The sequence below is a fragment of the Comamonas sp. E6 genome, from assembly GCF_001010305.1.
GTDB lineage: Bacteria > Pseudomonadota > Gammaproteobacteria > Burkholderiales > Burkholderiaceae_C > Comamonas > Comamonas thiooxydans.
Map to the genome: position 1 here is coordinate 148,698 of NZ_BBXH01000017.1, position 15,999 is coordinate 164,696.

The window sequence follows — 15,999 nt, forward strand, 5'->3', positions numbered from 1 at the left end:
AGGCAATAAATGCTTTGCGCGCGTCAATGCCGCCCGCCGAAGCGGGTTGATCTAGCCGGTGATGGCGTAAAAGCCACCGGGGTTTTTCATGCTCTGGGACTCTGCGGACAGCCATGCGTTTGAGCGAAGTCCGGGAAACACATAGCAGATGCCGCCAGTCAGTCCGACCAAGTTCTCCCCTGCATTTCCGGTCGCACCGAGAAGAAAGTCCGCGGCTTCAGAAGTAGGCAGAGCGCCGTAACCGGTCCTCGTTCTTACGTTGCTACCGTTGACAAACAGATCCACCTGAGTGCTTCCATTCGAGCGAAGCGCAAGTCTGGTCGGATCTGAAAGAGTCAATGCTGCAGTCGACCCCATCCAAGAACCGGATGAACTCCAGGCGTCCCAAACCGTCGCAGGCCTACCAGCAACTGAAAACCGGGTGCTGGTTGAGCCCTGATTGTTCAGAGACATGGCGCCCCTGGAGTAAAAGCTTTCAATAGAAGAGACACTCGCTGTGCAGGAAACCGTCCAGACTTGAGTGCTCTGCACGGCACTGGCGTACAGGTATCGTGAGTCCGCATGAGAAATCGCCTTCCCCAGGAATGGCTTCGAGGCATCAACGATGACTGCCGCGCCACCGGAATTGGATAGCGCGCTACCACTTTGTGCGCGGCTTGCCATGCTGATACCGGGAGCCCAGACCCCCGCATATCCGGCCCATACGGCATAGCGCCCATAGGGATCGGTATGGGGCGGCAAGACGTTGGCAGCATCGCCACACGAGACCTTGATCGTGCTGACGGAAGTGCCGGACAAATCGACACGCGCAACGAGGAATCCCGCCTTGGCCGTTGCGTTGATCGAGACAATGTCGACAGGAATGCGCACCCCGCTTTGCTCGATGCGGATATCTCCACCGTCGGCATGCTTGAGGCTGTCCCACCAGCTCCCCGGCATACCAGAGAGATCGATGGTCAGCGGGAACCCGGCCATGGTCTCCGACTGCGCGGGCACCGTTAAAAAGACCGTTCCTGCGCTGCCTGAGCCACCGGCCTTGATCCGGCTTGCTGTGATTCCAGGGATCATGCTGCAGCCTCCGTGCTGCCGAACACATCGGCGCTGGCAGTGCTCACAAACTTCACCGTGACGGTGTCGCCCGGCTCCAGCTTCAGAGTGCCACCCTTGGGCGGGCTGAGCGTGATGCCCGTTGCCGACAGGGTCACATTGCCGCTGGCCGAGCGGTTGGCAATGTGCACCTCCTGGCCCGTGGTGAAGCCCGCGGCGACATCAAACGTGCAGGCCTTGGCGCCAGAGGCTGTGAAGCGCAGATAGCTGCCCACATCGGCCAAGGTCACGGCGCGGCTGGTCGTTGCATCGGGCACCACCGGCGCTGCGCCGCCACCCGACGAGCCGCCAGTGTTGCTGATGCCGTGCACGCCGCCCAGGCCGGCGCGATGGTCCTCGATGGCTGTCACCGTGGCTGGGCCGGTCGTGAGCTTGTATGCCCGGGCATGAGCGTCCGTATTGGTCCATGACGCATTGCTGCTGCTTGCGCTGATGACACCGGTTGCGCGGTTGACCGTGAGGTAGAGCGTGCTGCTGGCCGCCAGGGTCAGCGTGCCCGCCGCTACCGCAAAGCCGCCCCAGCGCCCACCCAGGTAGCCCCAGGTCAGGGCCGTGGTGGTGGTGGCGTCCTTGGCGTAGACCGCCATGTGCGCCACGGCCGCAAAGTTCTCGTTGACGATCACTTCCGGCGAGTCCTGCGCCGGGAGCCATTGCTGCAGACTCATGTGCAGACCCTTTCTATGGTTGATTCGTAGCCTGCGCCGGCAGCAGCCGACATCTGCGCCACCGCAAAGCGCAGCAACTCGCCCCCGGCCAGCCCATCGGCTGCGCGCATGGCCGGCGTGTAGACAAAGGCAGAGCTGGAGACGGTTGCGGTTCGCACAAGCGTTGCCCCATTCCGGACCTGCACCCGGTAGCTTTCCGTCGCCTCCCCCAACGGAACCACCGGCGCAATGCCGCCGTAGCGGTATGCAAGCCGGGTGCGGCGCTGCCAGCTCAGGTGCACGCCCTGCGTATCCACCAGGCCGCGCAGGCCGGCCGGGCTGAAGGGTTTGAGGGCCACGCTGGTATCGGTGAACGTGCGGGGCTCCACACTGCTGAGCAGCTGCCCGCTGGTCAGCACCTTGAGCTGCACGGGGATGTTGACCTCATTGGGCTGGGTAGCCTGGCGGCGCAGCCGGGTGTTGAGCAGCACGCATCGTTCGTTGACGGCATGCCCGGCCATGGCCCACTCGGTGCCACGCTGACCACGCAACAGGCTGCTGAGCCGGTAGGTGTAGACATTGGCCGGCACATCGGAGGCCAGCAGCTCGGCATACCTGAAGCGCACAATCTCGGAGCCCACCAGCAGTGCATTGACCGAGTCGTCCAGGAGCATGGTCTCTCGCGTGCTGCTGGCCAGCTGCCCCCAGACGCGCACGGTCAGCGTGCTGGCCTCGTCAAACACCGCCCCGCCGGCCCAGGCCGGCAGCACCGTGGTGCTCTGGCCCAGCACGGCGGCATCCAGCAGGGTCTGCAGGTGCATGTAGTCCACCCCATCCCAGGAGGCCGCCGCCACGGCGCCGCGCCACTGGTCGGTGGCAAAGTTGATGCTCTCAGGCGCTGCGGCCAGGTAGAAACCTGAAGCGTTATCGGCATCGCGCAGGATGGGAATGTCCATGGCCTCCCAGACCGTGTCCGGCACCCGGGTCGGCTCGGTGACGCTCACATAGCCTTCATCCGTGATGGCCGCACTCTCAAGCGCCCCCACGTCATCGAGCACACATTCCAGCTCCAGAAACATCTGCTGGTCCTTGCGTGTGATGATGCGCATGCGCAGCACCCGGCCATCCAGGGCCACGGCCTCGATCACATCGCCGGGCTCCAGGTAGGCGTAGCGCAGCGGCACACTGAGCGTGGTGCTGTGCATGCTGGCCGCCATGTCGAACAGCAGCGCATCAACCACCGCCTTGGCCTCTGCCGGCAGCATGCCCAAGGGCACCTGCAGAGTCTCGGTGCTGGCCTGCCCGGTCACCAGGCGGTCCGAGAACTGCGTGTCGGCGTTGTAGTCGGCCGCCATATTGGCGTAGGTCAACGCGAGCTGGGCAGGCTGCTCCAGGTCGTTGCCGATCTTGAGCGCCAGCGGCTCCTCGGCGCCACCTAAGTCATTGCCAAAGCCCAGATCCACGAACGGGATGCGCACCACGGGTGCCACTGCGCGCGGGCGCAGGGTCAGCTTGTCGGTCGCCGAACACTCGAAGAACCAGCCCTTTTGCAGCACTTCGAGGGCGCTGCGGGTGTTGGCGGTCTGGGACAGCGTCAGCGCCCGCAGGGGCTTCTCCAGGTCCCGCAGCGGCACCGCATCAAAGTCGGCTGCCGCGTAGCCGGCCCGGAACAGCATGCTGCTGGCCACACCCTCCAGATCTCGGCTGATGACATCGCTGCCGCCAGGAATATCCAGATAGCGGTTGAACGGCGTGATGTAGTCCTCATCACCGTTCTCGACCACCACCACGCTGATGCTGCGCTCCTGCAAGCGTTGCATAAAGTAGTTATAGGAGGCGCGCACCGTATTGGTGGTCATCGAGCCCGAGTTATCGACGAACAGGGCAATCGAGCTGTGCATCGGCAGCGCATCCAGGCCGCACAGGTCATACCAATCCGAGCGCAGAGCAACACTGCCCTCATCACGGGCTACAGGGATCGGGCCAATGAAGTTCGGGCCTGGGTCCTGCGGGGTATAGAGCGGCAGATAGGGATGCGTCGGGCATAGCAGGAACATGCGGCGCTTGGGGAAGCGCTCGCTGAAGTCCGCCCACTTGGCATCGACTCCCTCCTGCGAATCCTGAGCGTCGTTCTCGTCGATGACGGCAATGCAGGTGATATTGCTGCTGGTGGTCGAGGTGCCAATCTCAAACGTCAGATTGGGGATGTTCCCGCTGCCGCCCAGGTCCAGGTTCTCGATCACCACATAGCCGTGGCCCCGGTAGGCGGGCGCATTGCCCGTGCCCACGGCTGCCTCATAGAGCGGGTCGGGCATCTGGTCGGCCGTGCCGGCATAGACCCGCATCTCCCGCCAGAAGCCGTCCTTGGCCTCCCCCTGGCCGTAGACCAGCTCACTGTTGGCCCACACCCTGCCCACGCCCGCAATGGGGTTCTCGGACAGCAGAATCAGCAGATCGCAGGTGTAGGTGTAGCTGGTGCTCTCGGCGCCGCCCCCCTTGCCCTGGCTCTCCGTGTGCTTGTGCTCACGGCGCTCACTGGCCCAGATGATCTGCCCTGCAATGCGAGGCGAGCCCTGCACCCAGGGCAGCGGCTCACCATAGTCCGTGCCCGTGATCTTGAGATCGCTCAGGCGCGGACCTTCCTGGGTCTGCTTCTCGGCAAAGGCATAGGCACCCAGCAGAGCACCTGCAATCCAGCCCACCTTGGCACCTGCGGGGCCACCGACCATGAAGCCGACGCCTGCCCCCACAGCAGAAACAACCAACTGCGCCATGGCTATACCCCTCGGAAACGGAAAGCCGCCACAAAGCGCATGGCAGCGGAGAACAAAAGACGGGTCTCGATCACCCGGCCCGCCGAGCTGCTGGCATGGATGATGGACAGCCCGCCATGGGCGTAATCGCCCAGCACACCGATGTGCTGCGGATAGCCGTCAAAGGCCACGCAGATCACATCGCCCGGGCGCATGTCGGCGCGCTCGATGGGGTCCAGCTGCTCATCCAGGTGGTGCATGAGCGAGAAGCCATCCGGCACCCGGCGGTAGCCGCGCACATCAAAGCCGGCACCAAGGGCGCCCACAGACTGCCCCGTGCAGACCACCAGGCCCACGCAATCCAGGCCCACCCCGGGCTTGCGCGCCTGGTGGTGGTACGGCGTATCAATGCAGCGGCGGGCCGCTTGCACAATGAGATTCATACAGGCCTCGTGATGACGTCAGGGCTGGGCCGGTGCGGCTCCCCCTGAAAATTGATGGCGTTGCCAAACTTGCCGCTGCAGTCTTCGGTCAGGCGCTTGCGGCAGCCGGCCACGGCCGTGAGCTGGTCGCCCACTGCAATGGGCAGCACCATGGGCAGCACCAGAGTGACCACGCCGGCGGCACTCTGGCTGCGCACCTTCTGGGTTAGGCCGGCATTGGCGCCGGTCTTCCAGGTCAGTAGCCCCTCGCCCAGGTAGTCCTCGGGCAGGCCACCGCTCACGGTGAACGTGCGCTTGTCAGTGACCGCTATCACCGTCACGGCATGGGTCAGGTCGACCAGGCTGCGATTGCACTGAGCCAAGCCCGTGGCGCCCAGGCGGCTGCGGCAGGTCTTTTGCGAGACCATGCCCAGGGACTGCTGGAGCTTTTGCTTGAGGCCACGCAGCTCCACGGTCAGCGTGGCCGCGCCCAGCGTGATCTCGCCGAGCCATCCGCGCATCAGCGGCTCCACATCGTTGGTGATGGTGGGAGCCGCCACATCCCAGCGGTAGCGGAACAGGCGGAACTCGGCGTTCTGCCACAGGCCTGCAGCCACCTCTTCGCGCACAAACAGGCTGCCATCGTCCAGCGTGGTCAGCTCCAGGTTGTCCACGGCAAAGCCGCTGGTTGCCGTGATGCCACTGGCGCTCAGACCCTGCTTACAGTCAAACACCAGGGCAGCGTTGTCTGTGCCCCAGGCCCTGACGTCCAGCACCAGGGGCTGATCGTGGCTGGTGAAGGCGAACACCTTGCCGTCCGTGCGCTTGATCACAATGGCACTGGCCAAGCTGGTGCCACCGCTGTCATAGTGGGCCTGCAGGGCTGCGGGGATCTGCTTCATACGCGTATCTCCTCCAGCTCGATGCCGGACCACTCGGTGATCAACTTTGTGCCGCCCAGCACCTTCCAGACGGCGGACGGGTCTTTGAAGGCCACCGGCACATGAAAAGTGCCCATCCAGCGGTAGCTGTCACCAGCCATGTGGTCGGCAATGACCACCCGGCCCGTGCTGATGTCCGGCACCACTGCCAGCATGCTTGGCACACCGGCGCGCATGCGCTGCACCTTGCAGCCCTTGGCGGGCTTTGAAATGGGGCGCACAAACATGCGGCTGCCAAAGACATAGGTGCGGCACAGCTGCCAGGTGTTGGCAACACCTGCCACGGCGGTCAGCGTGGTGTTGGCATCGGTGGCCTGAAAGTCGCTCCAGTCCTTGAAGCGGAAAGCATCGGCATCGCCGCCCACGACATAAAAAAAGGCCCGTAGGGCCTCAAAGTCTTCTTGCTTGCGCGGCGGGTGCGCGATGGTGTACTCATGCAGCGGGTACTTCGCCTCCCGGTTGGTGATGCGCTGGCCCGATGCAGAGTAGGCCTTGCTGTTGATAAAGCGCGGCCCGCCCTCTGCCTCCCGGCTGATGCGCGGCGGGAACAGCTCTTCAAAAAATGCCATGGCGTTTCCGTTTCTCTAGCCGTTTCTGGACTGCGCGACAGCGATCTGCCGGCCCACCGTCCGGCCGAACTGCAGCGCGGTCTCCCGGCTTGCGCCTTGCGGCATTTGCACAGTGATGTTGAAATTTGTCGCGCCACCCACAGCAGTAGACAGTGCTCTGACACCCAGATTGCCGTCAGGAGCCCTGGTCAGCGGCATGATTGCCTCTGGCCCGGCCTCTCCAAACACCCCCGCCCCCTTGGCAAATGCAAAGAACTGAGGCGTGTCGTGGATCTGGTTGCGGTAAGCGCTCAGACTGTGACTGTCGTAGACACCGCCCAGCGCATTGGGGACCGCGCCAAACGCTGCTGCCAAGCCCTCTGCGCTGTAATCGCCCCAGCCAGCATTGCCGATAGAAGGCGCCCCCGTCAGCAGACCCAGACCCTGGCCCAACAGCCCCATGAGGCCGCTGCCACCACTCCCACCAGTACCAGCCACGCCCAGCGCATTGCTGAGCTGCTGCTTGATGATGATGCGGGTGATGTCGGCCACGATGTTGTTGGCCAGATCCGTGAACGACAGCTTTCCCGTGGTCACGAACTTGACCAGTGCATCCTCCATACCCCTGAAGGCATTGGAGAACGCATCTGCCGTTTGCTGTGCCACATTGGCCGCCTGGTCCACATAGTTCTGCATGGCAAAACCCGCGCCCAGCTCCCACTTGCTTTGCAGCAAATCCAGCTGAGCGTATGTATCTCTATGAATACCAAGCTCGCGCTCTTTTTCCTTTTTCAAATCAGCCAACCGCTGATCAATCTGTACCCGCTGGCCCTCTGATAGACCAACGGTGTACATCCTCTGATCCTTAAGTCGCCGCTCCTCCGACAGATAACGATCTTGAATACCCCACAATTCTTCAGCTCTGCGCCGATCTTTGCTCCCCATCCATGCGGTGCTCACCTCGCGCTGCTGCCAGCGCTCAATTAGCTCCAGTGATCGAGCATGAGACTCGGCCAAAGACTCCATGGCTAACCGCTGACGGTCCAAAGCAAGAGTCTCCTCAAAGGACAGAGCCTTGAGCTTCTCGCCAGTCTCCAGCCGCTTGGCGGCCAGCTTGGACTCGGTATCCGAAATCTGCTTTTTGACGGCCAGCGCATCGCTGCCCTTGACCTTCTCTTGCTGAAGACGGGCTATCTGCTCCTGCAGGGCGGTTTCTTCCACCTTGCTGGACTCCTCGATCAGGGAACGCTTTTGGCTGTAGTAGCCTTGGTCATCAATCAGACCGGACTGACGCAGGCGGTCAAGGTCCTTTTGCTTGCCGTCGATGATGCGCACTTCCTCGCGGGCAGCATTCTGGATCTCGGAGAGGTCAAGCCGGCGCGAGGCAGGAGCCGTGCTGCCACCCCTGCCGCCGCCCTTCTCCTTGAACTGCTCTTCAATGCTGGCCTTGGTTTTGGCAATGAGCTTGGGATCTAGTAGCGCGTCATTGGGGTTGGCTGCTCTGATCTTGGCGATGTTGTTTTCATAGTCCTCAAGCGCCTTTACCTTCTGCTCCTGCTTGGTGAGTGCGCGCTCATTGGCTTTGCTCACGGCCTCAATGGCTTTGATTCCGGCCTTCTGAACCTGCTGCGCATGACCTTCAGCCATGGCTTTCGTCGTAGCCTCATTGACCTCCCCCTGCAGCTCGAGCATGCGAGCCTGGGCTGCATTGAGTAGAGCCTCGCTGTTGTTTCGGCCACTGCCGTAGCGCGCGACATAGTCATCATGCTTTTCCTGCAAAGTCGCCACGACTTGCATTTGCCGCTGCAATTGCTCTTCGACCGTCGTTCCACGACCGATGCCAGCCATGGCATCCCAGGCAGCTTTTGCGCCCTTGGCCAAACCTTTCCAGGCCTGCTCCAGCAAACCCACATGCTCCTGCAGCTGGGTCGTGCGGCCGATGATGGAGTCCGCATAGGCCTCCTGGGCGAGCTTGGCCGCCTCTGCCTCACGCCCCTGGTCTTGAAGGGCCTTGATCTGGCTGAAGATCTCGGCAGTGAGATAGCGGTGCTGCTCAGTCAGCTTCAAAGAAGCCTCGACGGGAGACTTGCCCAACTCCTCAAAGTCCTTGACCGTGTTTTTGATAGGCACGCCCACTTGGTCAAAGCGCAAAGCCGCCTCAGCGGCCTTGGAAATGGTCTCGGTCGCCACATTGCCGGTTGCAGCAATCTGCGTCAGCGCTTCCGCCGCGCCGGACTGGGTGAGGCCCTTCTTGGAGCCGAGACTTTCGGCCATGAGGGCGAGCTGCCCTGCCGTCGTGCCGGCAGCGTTGCCCGACAGAATCAGCGCTTTGGAATATTCACGGGCCTCCTGGCTTCCTTGGTAGAACGCAACAGCAAGCAGGCCCGCAGCAGTTCCAAGGACCGTCAGAGGGTTGACCAGGCCAAGGATGTACCCACCCAGGCCTTTGATCATTTCAGCAGCAGTGCCGAACGTGGTGAGCAGCTGCGACCCCTGCTGCAAGAACACTGTCATGGCGTTTTGACCGCCGGCCAGCGAAACAACCACGTCCTGAAGCTGGGCGGGAACGCCGCGCAATGCCGCATTGCGCTGCCCCTCGCTGATGCCGCCGGACTGCTTGAGGGCCTTCTGCGCGGCCTCAGCCTGGCGCAGTTGGTCGATATAGGGCTTAAGTACGTCACCCGAGATGCCGCGCTGCTTGGCCAGCATGTCGTAGTAGTCAGATCCGGCTTTGCCGCCGGACTGCAGAGCCGCGGTCGCGCGCTGGATGCTGCCGACCATATTTTTTTCAGCCCGAGACATGGCTGCAGCAGCCTGCTGCGGCTGGGTCTCCAGTGGCTTGAGACCCTGTGCCGCTTTTTTGCCTGCAGCCTCCACGCCTGCAGCCATTTCCTTGGCGGCGGCCACTGCATCGGCGCCGCCCTCGCGCACGCCTGTGGCGTCCATCGAGGCCTCAATCTGGACTTTACGGCGGTCGGTATCGCTCATTATTCGGCCTCGGCATAGATTTCTTGAAGTGCGGCAGCCTCCATGACCCTCACTTCGGCGCGCAGCCGGTCGTGGTCTTCATGGGGGATTTCGCGCGCGCGCAGTTCATCGGCCAGCACGCCGTAGTCCAGGCCCACAACACCGCCTGCGCCGACGCGCCACTGCGTCTGCAGGGCCTCGAACAGGCGCCAGGCGGTCCAGTTTTCAGGCCATACCTCGACGCTGAACATGTCGGCGTACTGGCTCACAGGCAGCCCCCAGTCCTTGAGGTACTGGGCATCCGGGAGCTGCGTGTACCGGGCGCGCACTGCCGCAATCAGTTTCCCAGGCGGCCCTCGATGCAGATCTGACGATAGGTCTCCATCACCGCTTGCACGGCGGCAGGGATCTCACGCGCCAGTTGAATGCAGTTGTCGAGAGTCAAGGGAACGTCAAGCCCCCAATCCTCCAGGCAGCTCAAGATGTATTGGCCGTTGATCTGCACAGCCCCACGCTGTAACTGCTTGGAGGCATTGGCAGCCGTGCCATCGAAGTTCGGGACCTGGACCCCGTGAAGGCTGTCCAGGAACTCGCCAAACTCCACGCGGTCGCGGTAGCGGAACGTCACGGGCAACAGCCCCTCCGTGCCATCCAGCATGGTGATCTTGAGGGAATGGACGATGCCCTTGGGCCGCTGGCCCAGCACGATCTGGCGTGCGATCTGCTCGCTCATGATCAAGCTGCCTTGGCCAGGTTGGTGGGTGCACCGCGCAGCAGCACCGTGGACTTGGTGGTCTGCTCGCTGCCTTTTTCAGTGCTGGGCACATCGTCGTAGGCAAGCTCGCCCACGTAGTAGCTAGCAGAGCCGTCCTTGAACTGCAAACGGTGCACAGACTCCATGCCATCGGAGGCCTGCAGTGCCGCACGGGCCTCGCCGTCCTGCTTCCAGCTGATGGTGTATTCCAGGCGGCGCGCGTTGCGGCCCAGGCCGAACTCCTGGTCATCAGGGACGTCCAGGTAAGAGCTGGTGCCGGTCTTGATATCGCCGCCGGTCAGCCCAAAAGTAGGCACATAAGGCAGGCGCTGCCATTCGTCAGCCACCAGCGGAATCAGGGCTACAGTGCCGCCGGGCGGGAATTTGGAGAGGTCGAGGGTATCGACGCCGTCCAGAGTCACACTATCAGCGGTCACAGCTTTGGCCCTGGCTACACGCCCTTCCAACTCGGGATAGTCTTCGCTGGTAATGACCACGACAGCGTTGACCATCAAGGTGTTGGCCACCTCCACCACCGCGTGCGCTGCATTGGACATTTCACCGGCAGCCAAGGCCGTCAGAGCGGCGGTGTACAGATAGAGTTTTGCCCCGTCGGGCAGAGGAACTTTGCGCATGGTTGTGCCCCTTTCAGGCAAAGAAAAACCCGCCAGGCTTCCCGTGGCGGGTTAATGGCCCTTTCGGGCAAAAATGCCGCCTGAAAGGCGGACTGGTACTTAAAATTTTCTCTTTGGAGGCTCTGCTTTGTCACATGTGCCCTTGAGCTCCCATGCAACAGTGCGATTCTTATATTCAGTTATTAAGATCTCACCCGTACTCCGATTGATTTCATATTTGGTTCGGAATCCGGCTACCGGGCTGGTAATGCCTCCATACACATCGACGGTCGAAACAAGCGGCATTGAAACTCCACCATCACGTAGCAAGTTATGTGTCTGATCAATTTCAACCCAGCGCTCGTTGCGAGGGCCGCCATTCACACTGTCTACATCACACTTCAAATGCACGGACTGCGCAAATGAGGCCGCTGAAGACAGTGCCAAAGAAACAAACAGCGCAGAAGAACGCATTCCCACCTCCTAATAGAAGGAAGGAATGCTATCAAAGGTGCTTCAGTAAAAAATTAACAGATCCTGATCTGCAGAAAACAGCTCCATGTCGTGGTCGAAGTCATCGCGGAAGTTGCCGACCGGGCGAATGGTCAGGTCGGGGTGCCGCCGCAGCGCGCTCACCAGTTGCTGCATCAGCCGCTCTGGGTCTCGAATGTCTGGGCTGAAGATCCGAATCTGCACATCGGCGGTATCCACCTGAGAATCCTCGTTGTCCAGGTATTCGCTGGTGTCGCCGCCGATTCGCTGCCAGATCACGTAAGGCGTAGGCGCATTGGCTGGGGCTACGGTTCTGTAGCAGCTCGGTATCACGGCCGCAATGGCTTCATGCAGAGCTTCATCCATCACTTCACCCTTTCCAATGCCTGCCAAAGCACATCAGCAGAGGCCAGTACAGCCGCCGGCTCCGCACGCAGCGCGCCGCGCATGAAGGCCTTGCCAGGGACGTAGACCGGCCCGCCTGGGCGTGGCAGGTAGTAGGCATCTTTCTCCGCCTGGCTGGCCCGGCGGCGCGGCTTTTTCTTGCCGGCGCTCTGCGGCCGCGCCAGCGTCACCCAGCCCTTTCGGGTCAGCACCACCTGGTAGCGCTGCCAGAATCCGACCTCCAGCAAATGGCCGTGCGGCGCGGTCTTGGCGTTCCAGCTGATGTGATATTCGGCAACGCCCTGCCCACTGTTCTCGGGCGAGAACGCCTGATAGATGGCCTTGTCCAGGTTGCCAGAGAGCTTCTTTATCCTGCCGACGTTGGCCTTCGCGGTGTCATAGAACACCTGGGCCGCAGCCTGGGCAGCCGGCCGGGCAGCCTCCTCGGCAGCGTCTCCCAGATCATCGAACAGCGACTCAAGGCCCGAAAGATCGACCGCAGCAATCAGGGAGTTGGCTCCCCTAGCCATTGGTTACCTCACAGACCAGATCCACATATTCGCGGTGCTGGTGATCAGGGAGCACTGCCTTGATTGCGTATTCCACCCCATCGCACACCGCACGCATCTCGGCCGTGATGCCCGCGCGCTTGCGGATACGGATACTGGCCTGGGCCTTGCTGGCAATCTGCCCGGCCCGGATAGTCTCACTTCCGGAAGCAAAGCGGATGTTGGCCCAGATGGGCCCTGGCAGCGCATCCTCCCAGGTGTTGGACGGCTGCCCATAGCTTCCGCCGGGCAAACGGCGCTGGATGCGGATGCGGTCTCGAAGAGTGCCGGCTTTCATCCATATGCCCTCAGTGGATCGAGAAGCAACTGGGCCACGGGCGGCGGCTCCAGCATCTCGCGGTTTTCGTAGAGCGCCCCCAGCGTGAGCAGCACCCCCGAGGTAAACAGGTCATCCAGAACCCGCCCGCGGCGCGTGCGCTTGGCCTCGCCCTGGGCGTCGTCGTAGTTTTCCTGAGCGGCAGCAATGGCCGCGTGCCGCTCGAGTGCATTCGGCAGCGCCATGGCCTGCTCCAGCGCACCCTCGTAGGCGCTTGTCGCCTCCGAGAGCACTGCCGGCACCGCCGCCACCGCAGCCGCCAACGCCTGAGCATCGGCATACACGTTGCGACGGATCCAGGCCATGGCCAGGCGCTCAGCCGCCATGAGCTGCCCTGTGATCAGGGCATCCTCATCAAGCCCATCCACGCGCAGGTGCTGCTTGGCACGCTCGATGGCAATCAGGCTCATTGCTGCTCGCTACCTTGAGCGTCCAGCAGTGCGGCGAGCTCGTCCTTTTTGGCGCCTTCAGGGATTTCAATGCCCTTGGCCGCCAAAGCCGCTTTGAGCTCATCGACTTTCAGACCTGCAGAAGGCTTGGCCTGCGGCGCGCTTCCATCGTCTTCAGCCGCCCATCCCTCGCCTGTGGCCACACGGATCAGATCCTCGTCTTCGGTATCGATGATGCTGCCGGCCTCGAAATGCTCGACCTGAACGCCGCGATGCGCCCAGTCGAACGCCTTGATCACTTTCAGTTGCATGGTGCTCTCCAATGAAAGGGCCCCGCCGGGGCCCTTGTTGCCGTTCGCAGGATCAGGCCGAGATCTTCAGCAGCTTGATCGCCTGGGTGTTGCGCAGCTTGCCGCCCACGCGCTTGCGAACGTAGAACTTGACGAAGCCAGGCGTAGTGATCTCGTCGCGGGTGATGCGCATACCCACTCGGTCGGCGATCAGATAGCCCTCCTTGAAGTCGCCGAAGGCCAAGGGGAAGGCGTTGGCGGCGACGCCCGGCATGTCCTCTGCTTCAGTGATGCCGTAGCCCAGAAACGTTGCGGGCTGGCCCGCCTGCAGGGAAGGCTGCCAGAGGTATTGCCCCTGGGCGTCCTTGTACTTGCGCAGCACGGCCTGCACCAGGCGGTTTGTCACCCACTTGGCATTCGTGCGGTAGCGGGCGCGCAGCGCATAGACCAGATCCAGGAACACATCCGGGTTCGTGGGCATCGCACCGGCTTCGCCAGAGGCAATGAACTGCAGCGCACCGAAGGCGCGGGTTTTGTCATCCGTAGCCACCGGGGCAGGACCCGCCAGAAAGCCTGTGGGCTTCTTGGTGCCGTTGCCAAGCACGAAGGCTGCACCCTCGCCCTGGGCAATGGCTTCGGAGGCACTGGAGATCAGCCAGTCCTCGACGTTGAAGAACATATCGTCCAGCGACTCCTCCGATGCCTGGGGCTTGGCAGAGGCCATGCCGAAGGTGGGAGTCACCTCGGCCAGGTTGGGGGTGTCGGTCTGGTTGCGGGTATCGGTCTCACCCACCCACTCGAAGCCGGCGCCACCCACGTCGAACAGCTCCTTGTAGTCGGTGCTGCCCACAGTGCGCACCGTGGCGAGTTGTCGGATGGGGCTGATTTCCAGGCCCAGGCGCGCGATCTGGCGCTCGATGATCTCGGGCACCGCGAAGCCACCAGCCGAGCCGGTGGTTGTGGTCGTTTGCGTGGCACGGGTTTCCCAGCCGTCGTCATCATTGCCCTCGACGCGCAGCGACTTCTTCAGCTCGCGGGCGCGCTGTTGCAGGGCGGTGCGACGCTCCGGGTCGCCGGGGTTGCGCATCCAGCCCATGAAGGCGTTGCGGTATTCAGCCGCCTCCTTGCTCTCGCCTTCCTGGCGGGCTGGGTCCATCGCGCCGGGGCGGGAGAGCTTGGTCTCCATCTTCTCCAGCTTGGACTTGACCTCGCCCAGGGCCTCGATGTGGCCATCGATCTGCGAGAGCTTCGCATCGAGTTCGGCCGTGCCTTTGCCGGTCTTGATGGCCTCGATGCGCGCATCGTTGGTCTTCTTGTATTCCTCGAAGGCCGTGGCGATCTTGTCCAGAGCGTCGGAGACGGTCTTGATGGTGGGATCGTCGCGGCGCTCGTACACGCCCAGGGCGTCGGCCTTGGTCTGGAAGGCGGCCATGTGGATGGCCATCAGGGCCAGAACAGTTTTCTTCATGATGTGCTTTCTTCAGGATTGGAGGGAAGCGAGCAGCCGGTCGGCCGAACGCATTGCCGCAGCGGTCGAATCTGCGGACTCTCTCCGCGCTTCTCCCATCCGCATGACGCGCGACACAAAGGCCGTCGCATCAGATTTGCTGAAACCTGCATCACGCAGGAGCCGCTCAGCATCTTTCGGGGCGGCCAGATCGTCGGCCGCCTTCACGTTCGTCACTCGGGCCTTGCCGTTAGCAGGGAACGTCACCAGTGACACCTCCCACAGGTCCACCTCGGTCAAGGTGCGAACGTCGGTATCTCGGTCATAGGCCCACTGCTTGGATATGAACCCGATGGACAGGCCATTGAGCGCGCCCATCTTGAGCAGTGCATGGGCCTCCTTGCCCAGGCTGGTTTCCAGCGCCAGCTGGCCCTTGATGCGCAGACCCTTGCTGTCTTCAACCATCTCCGTCCAGATGCCGATTGGCTTGGCGCCGTCGTGCTGCCAGAGCATGGCCGGCATGGTGCCCGCCGCCTTGTGCGCCTTCAGGCTATCCACAAAGGCACCCACCGCGATCACATCGTCGTAAGAGTCTCGCTCCCCGAAGACGGATCCATATCCCTCAATAGAGCCATCGTCACCCGTAGCCTTGATCTGCAGCGCATAGGAGCGAACCTCGCGGCCGCCGGGCCCGTCTTTGCGCTCAAGGCGCTGCATTGTCTTGATCTTCATCGTCGCTCCCTTGCTTGCCGGTGCTCATGTTGAGTGGCGTCAGCGGTTCATCGAGGCCCGGCAGGGGATCCTTGCCGTCCTCGTCGCGGATTTCGTTGCGGGTCCAGATGCCGGTCTCTGCCATGGTCCGAGCCCACATTGCGCGGTCCTTCAAGGAGCCGGCCACCATGTAACGGGTGTCGAAGTCGACAAACAGCGATCCGGAGCCATCGAGCAGCGTTTCGTCCAGTCGGTCGCGCCAGGCCTTGTGCCAGGGCGCCAGCGTGTGGATCCGGTGGGCAGCAAAAAAGGCCTCGGAGCTGGCGAACGTGCTGGTCTTGTCGGAGTGCCCCACCATGATGGGGAACACCCCGTAGCCACGGCAGATCTCCTCAACCTGTAGGCGCCGTGTTTCGACGTGCTGAGCGTCAACGCCGCTCACCGAGGTGCTCAACCATTTGGCATCCCGGTCCAGCACCAGGGGGGTGCCAGCGTTCTCGGGGCCGCCCTGGTCCTTCACCCACTTGCTGAGCCGCGTGTGCTGCTCTTCGGTCAGGCTGCCCGTCACGGTGTAGGTGCCGCTTGGACGCAAGCCGTTGGCATGCATGGAAGATTGACTGCGCTCGGTGGCGATGGCCAGGCCGATGGCTG

At 62.6% G+C, this 15,999-nt stretch carries 19 protein-coding genes; all 19 read right to left on the reverse strand.

Annotated features, from left to right (window positions below; all coding sequences use genetic code 11):
• Window positions 1–51: 51 nt before the first annotated feature.
• A complete protein-coding gene (locus tag CSE6_RS16245; RefSeq protein ID WP_059440986.1) occupies window positions 52–1,068 on the reverse strand; it encodes a hypothetical protein in 1,017 nt (338 codons plus the stop codon).
• Window positions 1,065–1,772, reverse strand: a complete 708-nt coding sequence (locus CSE6_RS16250) for a hypothetical protein (protein WP_059440987.1) — start codon at window positions 1,770–1,772, stop codon at window positions 1,065–1,067. Before CSE6_RS16250 ends, CSE6_RS16245 begins: the two co-directional genes overlap by 4 nt.
• Window positions 1,769–4,525, reverse strand: coding sequence for a phage tail protein (locus CSE6_RS16255; protein ID WP_059440988.1), 2,757 nt, complete (start codon window positions 4,523–4,525; stop codon window positions 1,769–1,771). Before CSE6_RS16255 ends, CSE6_RS16250 begins: the two co-directional genes overlap by 4 nt.
• A gap of 2 nt (window positions 4,526–4,527) precedes the next feature.
• On the reverse strand, window positions 4,528–4,947 hold the full coding sequence (locus tag CSE6_RS16260; RefSeq protein ID WP_059440989.1) for a C40 family peptidase: 420 nt from the start codon (window positions 4,945–4,947) through the stop codon (window positions 4,528–4,530).
• Window positions 4,944–5,828 (reverse strand): DUF2163 domain-containing protein, encoded by an 885-nt coding sequence (locus CSE6_RS16265; RefSeq protein WP_059440990.1) that lies wholly within the window; start codon window positions 5,826–5,828, stop codon window positions 4,944–4,946. Before CSE6_RS16265 ends, CSE6_RS16260 begins: the two co-directional genes overlap by 4 nt.
• Window positions 5,825–6,436 carry a DUF2460 domain-containing protein gene (locus CSE6_RS16270; RefSeq protein ID WP_059440991.1) on the reverse strand — a complete coding sequence of 204 codons (612 nt, stop codon included), beginning with the start codon at window positions 6,434–6,436 and terminating at the stop codon, window positions 5,825–5,827. The genes CSE6_RS16265 and CSE6_RS16270 overlap by 4 nt, the downstream gene beginning before the upstream one ends.
• A gap of 15 nt (window positions 6,437–6,451) precedes the next feature.
• On the reverse strand, window positions 6,452–9,403 hold the full coding sequence (locus tag CSE6_RS16275; RefSeq protein WP_083994749.1) for a phage tail tape measure protein: 2,952 nt from the start codon (window positions 9,401–9,403) through the stop codon (window positions 6,452–6,454).
• Window positions 9,403–9,711 (reverse strand): DUF1799 domain-containing protein, encoded by a 309-nt coding sequence (locus tag CSE6_RS16280; protein ID WP_059440992.1) that lies wholly within the window; start codon window positions 9,709–9,711, stop codon window positions 9,403–9,405. The genes CSE6_RS16275 and CSE6_RS16280 overlap by 1 nt, the downstream gene beginning before the upstream one ends.
• 8 nt (window positions 9,712–9,719) lie before the next feature.
• Window positions 9,720–10,115: a phage tail assembly chaperone gene (locus tag CSE6_RS16285; RefSeq protein ID WP_059440993.1), complete on the reverse strand. Its 396-nt coding sequence runs from the start codon at window positions 10,113–10,115 to the stop codon at window positions 9,720–9,722.
• Window positions 10,116–10,117: 2 nt separating this feature from the next.
• Window positions 10,118–10,771 (reverse strand): phage tail tube protein, encoded by a 654-nt coding sequence (locus CSE6_RS16290; RefSeq protein WP_059440994.1) that lies wholly within the window; start codon window positions 10,769–10,771, stop codon window positions 10,118–10,120.
• A 99-nt stretch (window positions 10,772–10,870) separates the two neighbouring features.
• Window positions 10,871–11,224 carry a hypothetical protein gene (locus tag CSE6_RS16295; protein ID WP_152668592.1) on the reverse strand — a complete coding sequence of 118 codons (354 nt, stop codon included), beginning with the start codon at window positions 11,222–11,224 and terminating at the stop codon, window positions 10,871–10,873.
• A 42-nt stretch (window positions 11,225–11,266) separates the two neighbouring features.
• The gene (locus tag CSE6_RS16300; RefSeq protein WP_059440995.1) at window positions 11,267–11,608 is read right to left on the reverse strand and encodes a DUF3168 domain-containing protein; all 342 of its coding nucleotides are present in this window, start codon (window positions 11,606–11,608) and stop codon (window positions 11,267–11,269) included.
• Window positions 11,608–12,156, reverse strand: coding sequence for an HK97 gp10 family phage protein (locus CSE6_RS16305; protein WP_059440996.1), 549 nt, complete (start codon window positions 12,154–12,156; stop codon window positions 11,608–11,610). Before CSE6_RS16305 ends, CSE6_RS16300 begins: the two co-directional genes overlap by 1 nt.
• Window positions 12,149–12,472 (reverse strand): phage head closure protein, encoded by a 324-nt coding sequence (locus CSE6_RS16310; RefSeq protein WP_193751132.1) that lies wholly within the window; start codon window positions 12,470–12,472, stop codon window positions 12,149–12,151. The genes CSE6_RS16305 and CSE6_RS16310 overlap by 8 nt, the downstream gene beginning before the upstream one ends.
• Window positions 12,469–12,921: a head-tail connector protein gene (locus CSE6_RS16315; protein ID WP_059440998.1), complete on the reverse strand. Its 453-nt coding sequence runs from the start codon at window positions 12,919–12,921 to the stop codon at window positions 12,469–12,471. Before CSE6_RS16315 ends, CSE6_RS16310 begins: the two co-directional genes overlap by 4 nt.
• Window positions 12,918–13,211 (reverse strand): HeH/LEM domain-containing protein, encoded by a 294-nt coding sequence (locus tag CSE6_RS16320; protein ID WP_059440999.1) that lies wholly within the window; start codon window positions 13,209–13,211, stop codon window positions 12,918–12,920. Before CSE6_RS16320 ends, CSE6_RS16315 begins: the two co-directional genes overlap by 4 nt.
• Window positions 13,212–13,263: 52 nt before the next feature.
• On the reverse strand, window positions 13,264–14,658 hold the full coding sequence (locus CSE6_RS16325; RefSeq protein WP_059441000.1) for a phage major capsid protein: 1,395 nt from the start codon (window positions 14,656–14,658) through the stop codon (window positions 13,264–13,266).
• A gap of 12 nt (window positions 14,659–14,670) precedes the next feature.
• A complete protein-coding gene (locus CSE6_RS16330) occupies window positions 14,671–15,369 on the reverse strand; it encodes an HK97 family phage prohead protease (RefSeq protein WP_059441001.1) in 699 nt (232 codons plus the stop codon).
• On the reverse strand, window positions 15,341–15,999 hold a 659-nt coding region (locus tag CSE6_RS16335; protein WP_152668593.1), incomplete at its 5' end, for a phage portal protein. The genes CSE6_RS16330 and CSE6_RS16335, both read right to left, overlap by 29 nt.

Coding starts and splice junctions, on each gene's coding strand:
- CSE6_RS16245 (WP_059440986.1), bottom strand. CDS start 1,068: ATGATCCCTGGAATCACAGCAAGCCGGATCAAGGCCGGTGGCTCAGGC.
- CSE6_RS16250 (WP_059440987.1), bottom strand. CDS start 1,772: ATGAGTCTGCAGCAATGGCTCCCGGCGCAGGACTCGCCGGAAGTGATC.
- CSE6_RS16255 (WP_059440988.1), bottom strand. CDS start 4,525: ATGGCGCAGTTGGTTGTTTCTGCTGTGGGGGCAGGCGTCGGCTTCATG.
- CSE6_RS16260 (WP_059440989.1), bottom strand. CDS start 4,947: ATGAATCTCATTGTGCAAGCGGCCCGCCGCTGCATTGATACGCCGTAC.
- CSE6_RS16265 (WP_059440990.1), bottom strand. CDS start 5,828: ATGAAGCAGATCCCCGCAGCCCTGCAGGCCCACTATGACAGCGGTGGC.
- CSE6_RS16270 (WP_059440991.1), bottom strand. CDS start 6,436: ATGGCATTTTTTGAAGAGCTGTTCCCGCCGCGCATCAGCCGGGAGGCA.
- CSE6_RS16275 (WP_083994749.1), bottom strand. CDS start 9,403: ATGAGCGATACCGACCGCCGTAAAGTCCAGATTGAGGCCTCGATGGAC.
- CSE6_RS16285 (WP_059440993.1), bottom strand. CDS start 10,115: ATGAGCGAGCAGATCGCACGCCAGATCGTGCTGGGCCAGCGGCCCAAG.
- CSE6_RS16290 (WP_059440994.1), bottom strand. CDS start 10,771: ATGCGCAAAGTTCCTCTGCCCGACGGGGCAAAACTCTATCTGTACACC.
- CSE6_RS16295 (WP_152668592.1), bottom strand. CDS start 11,224: ATGCGTTCTTCTGCGCTGTTTGTTTCTTTGGCACTGTCTTCAGCGGCC.
- CSE6_RS16300 (WP_059440995.1), bottom strand. CDS start 11,608: ATGGATGAAGCTCTGCATGAAGCCATTGCGGCCGTGATACCGAGCTGC.
- CSE6_RS16305 (WP_059440996.1), bottom strand. CDS start 12,156: ATGGCTAGGGGAGCCAACTCCCTGATTGCTGCGGTCGATCTTTCGGGC.
- CSE6_RS16310 (WP_193751132.1), bottom strand. CDS start 12,472: ATGAAAGCCGGCACTCTTCGAGACCGCATCCGCATCCAGCGCCGTTTG.
- CSE6_RS16315 (WP_059440998.1), bottom strand. CDS start 12,921: ATGAGCCTGATTGCCATCGAGCGTGCCAAGCAGCACCTGCGCGTGGAT.
- CSE6_RS16320 (WP_059440999.1), bottom strand. CDS start 13,211: ATGCAACTGAAAGTGATCAAGGCGTTCGACTGGGCGCATCGCGGCGTT.
- CSE6_RS16325 (WP_059441000.1), bottom strand. CDS start 14,658: ATGAAGAAAACTGTTCTGGCCCTGATGGCCATCCACATGGCCGCCTTC.
- CSE6_RS16330 (WP_059441001.1), bottom strand. CDS start 15,369: ATGAAGATCAAGACAATGCAGCGCCTTGAGCGCAAAGACGGGCCCGGC.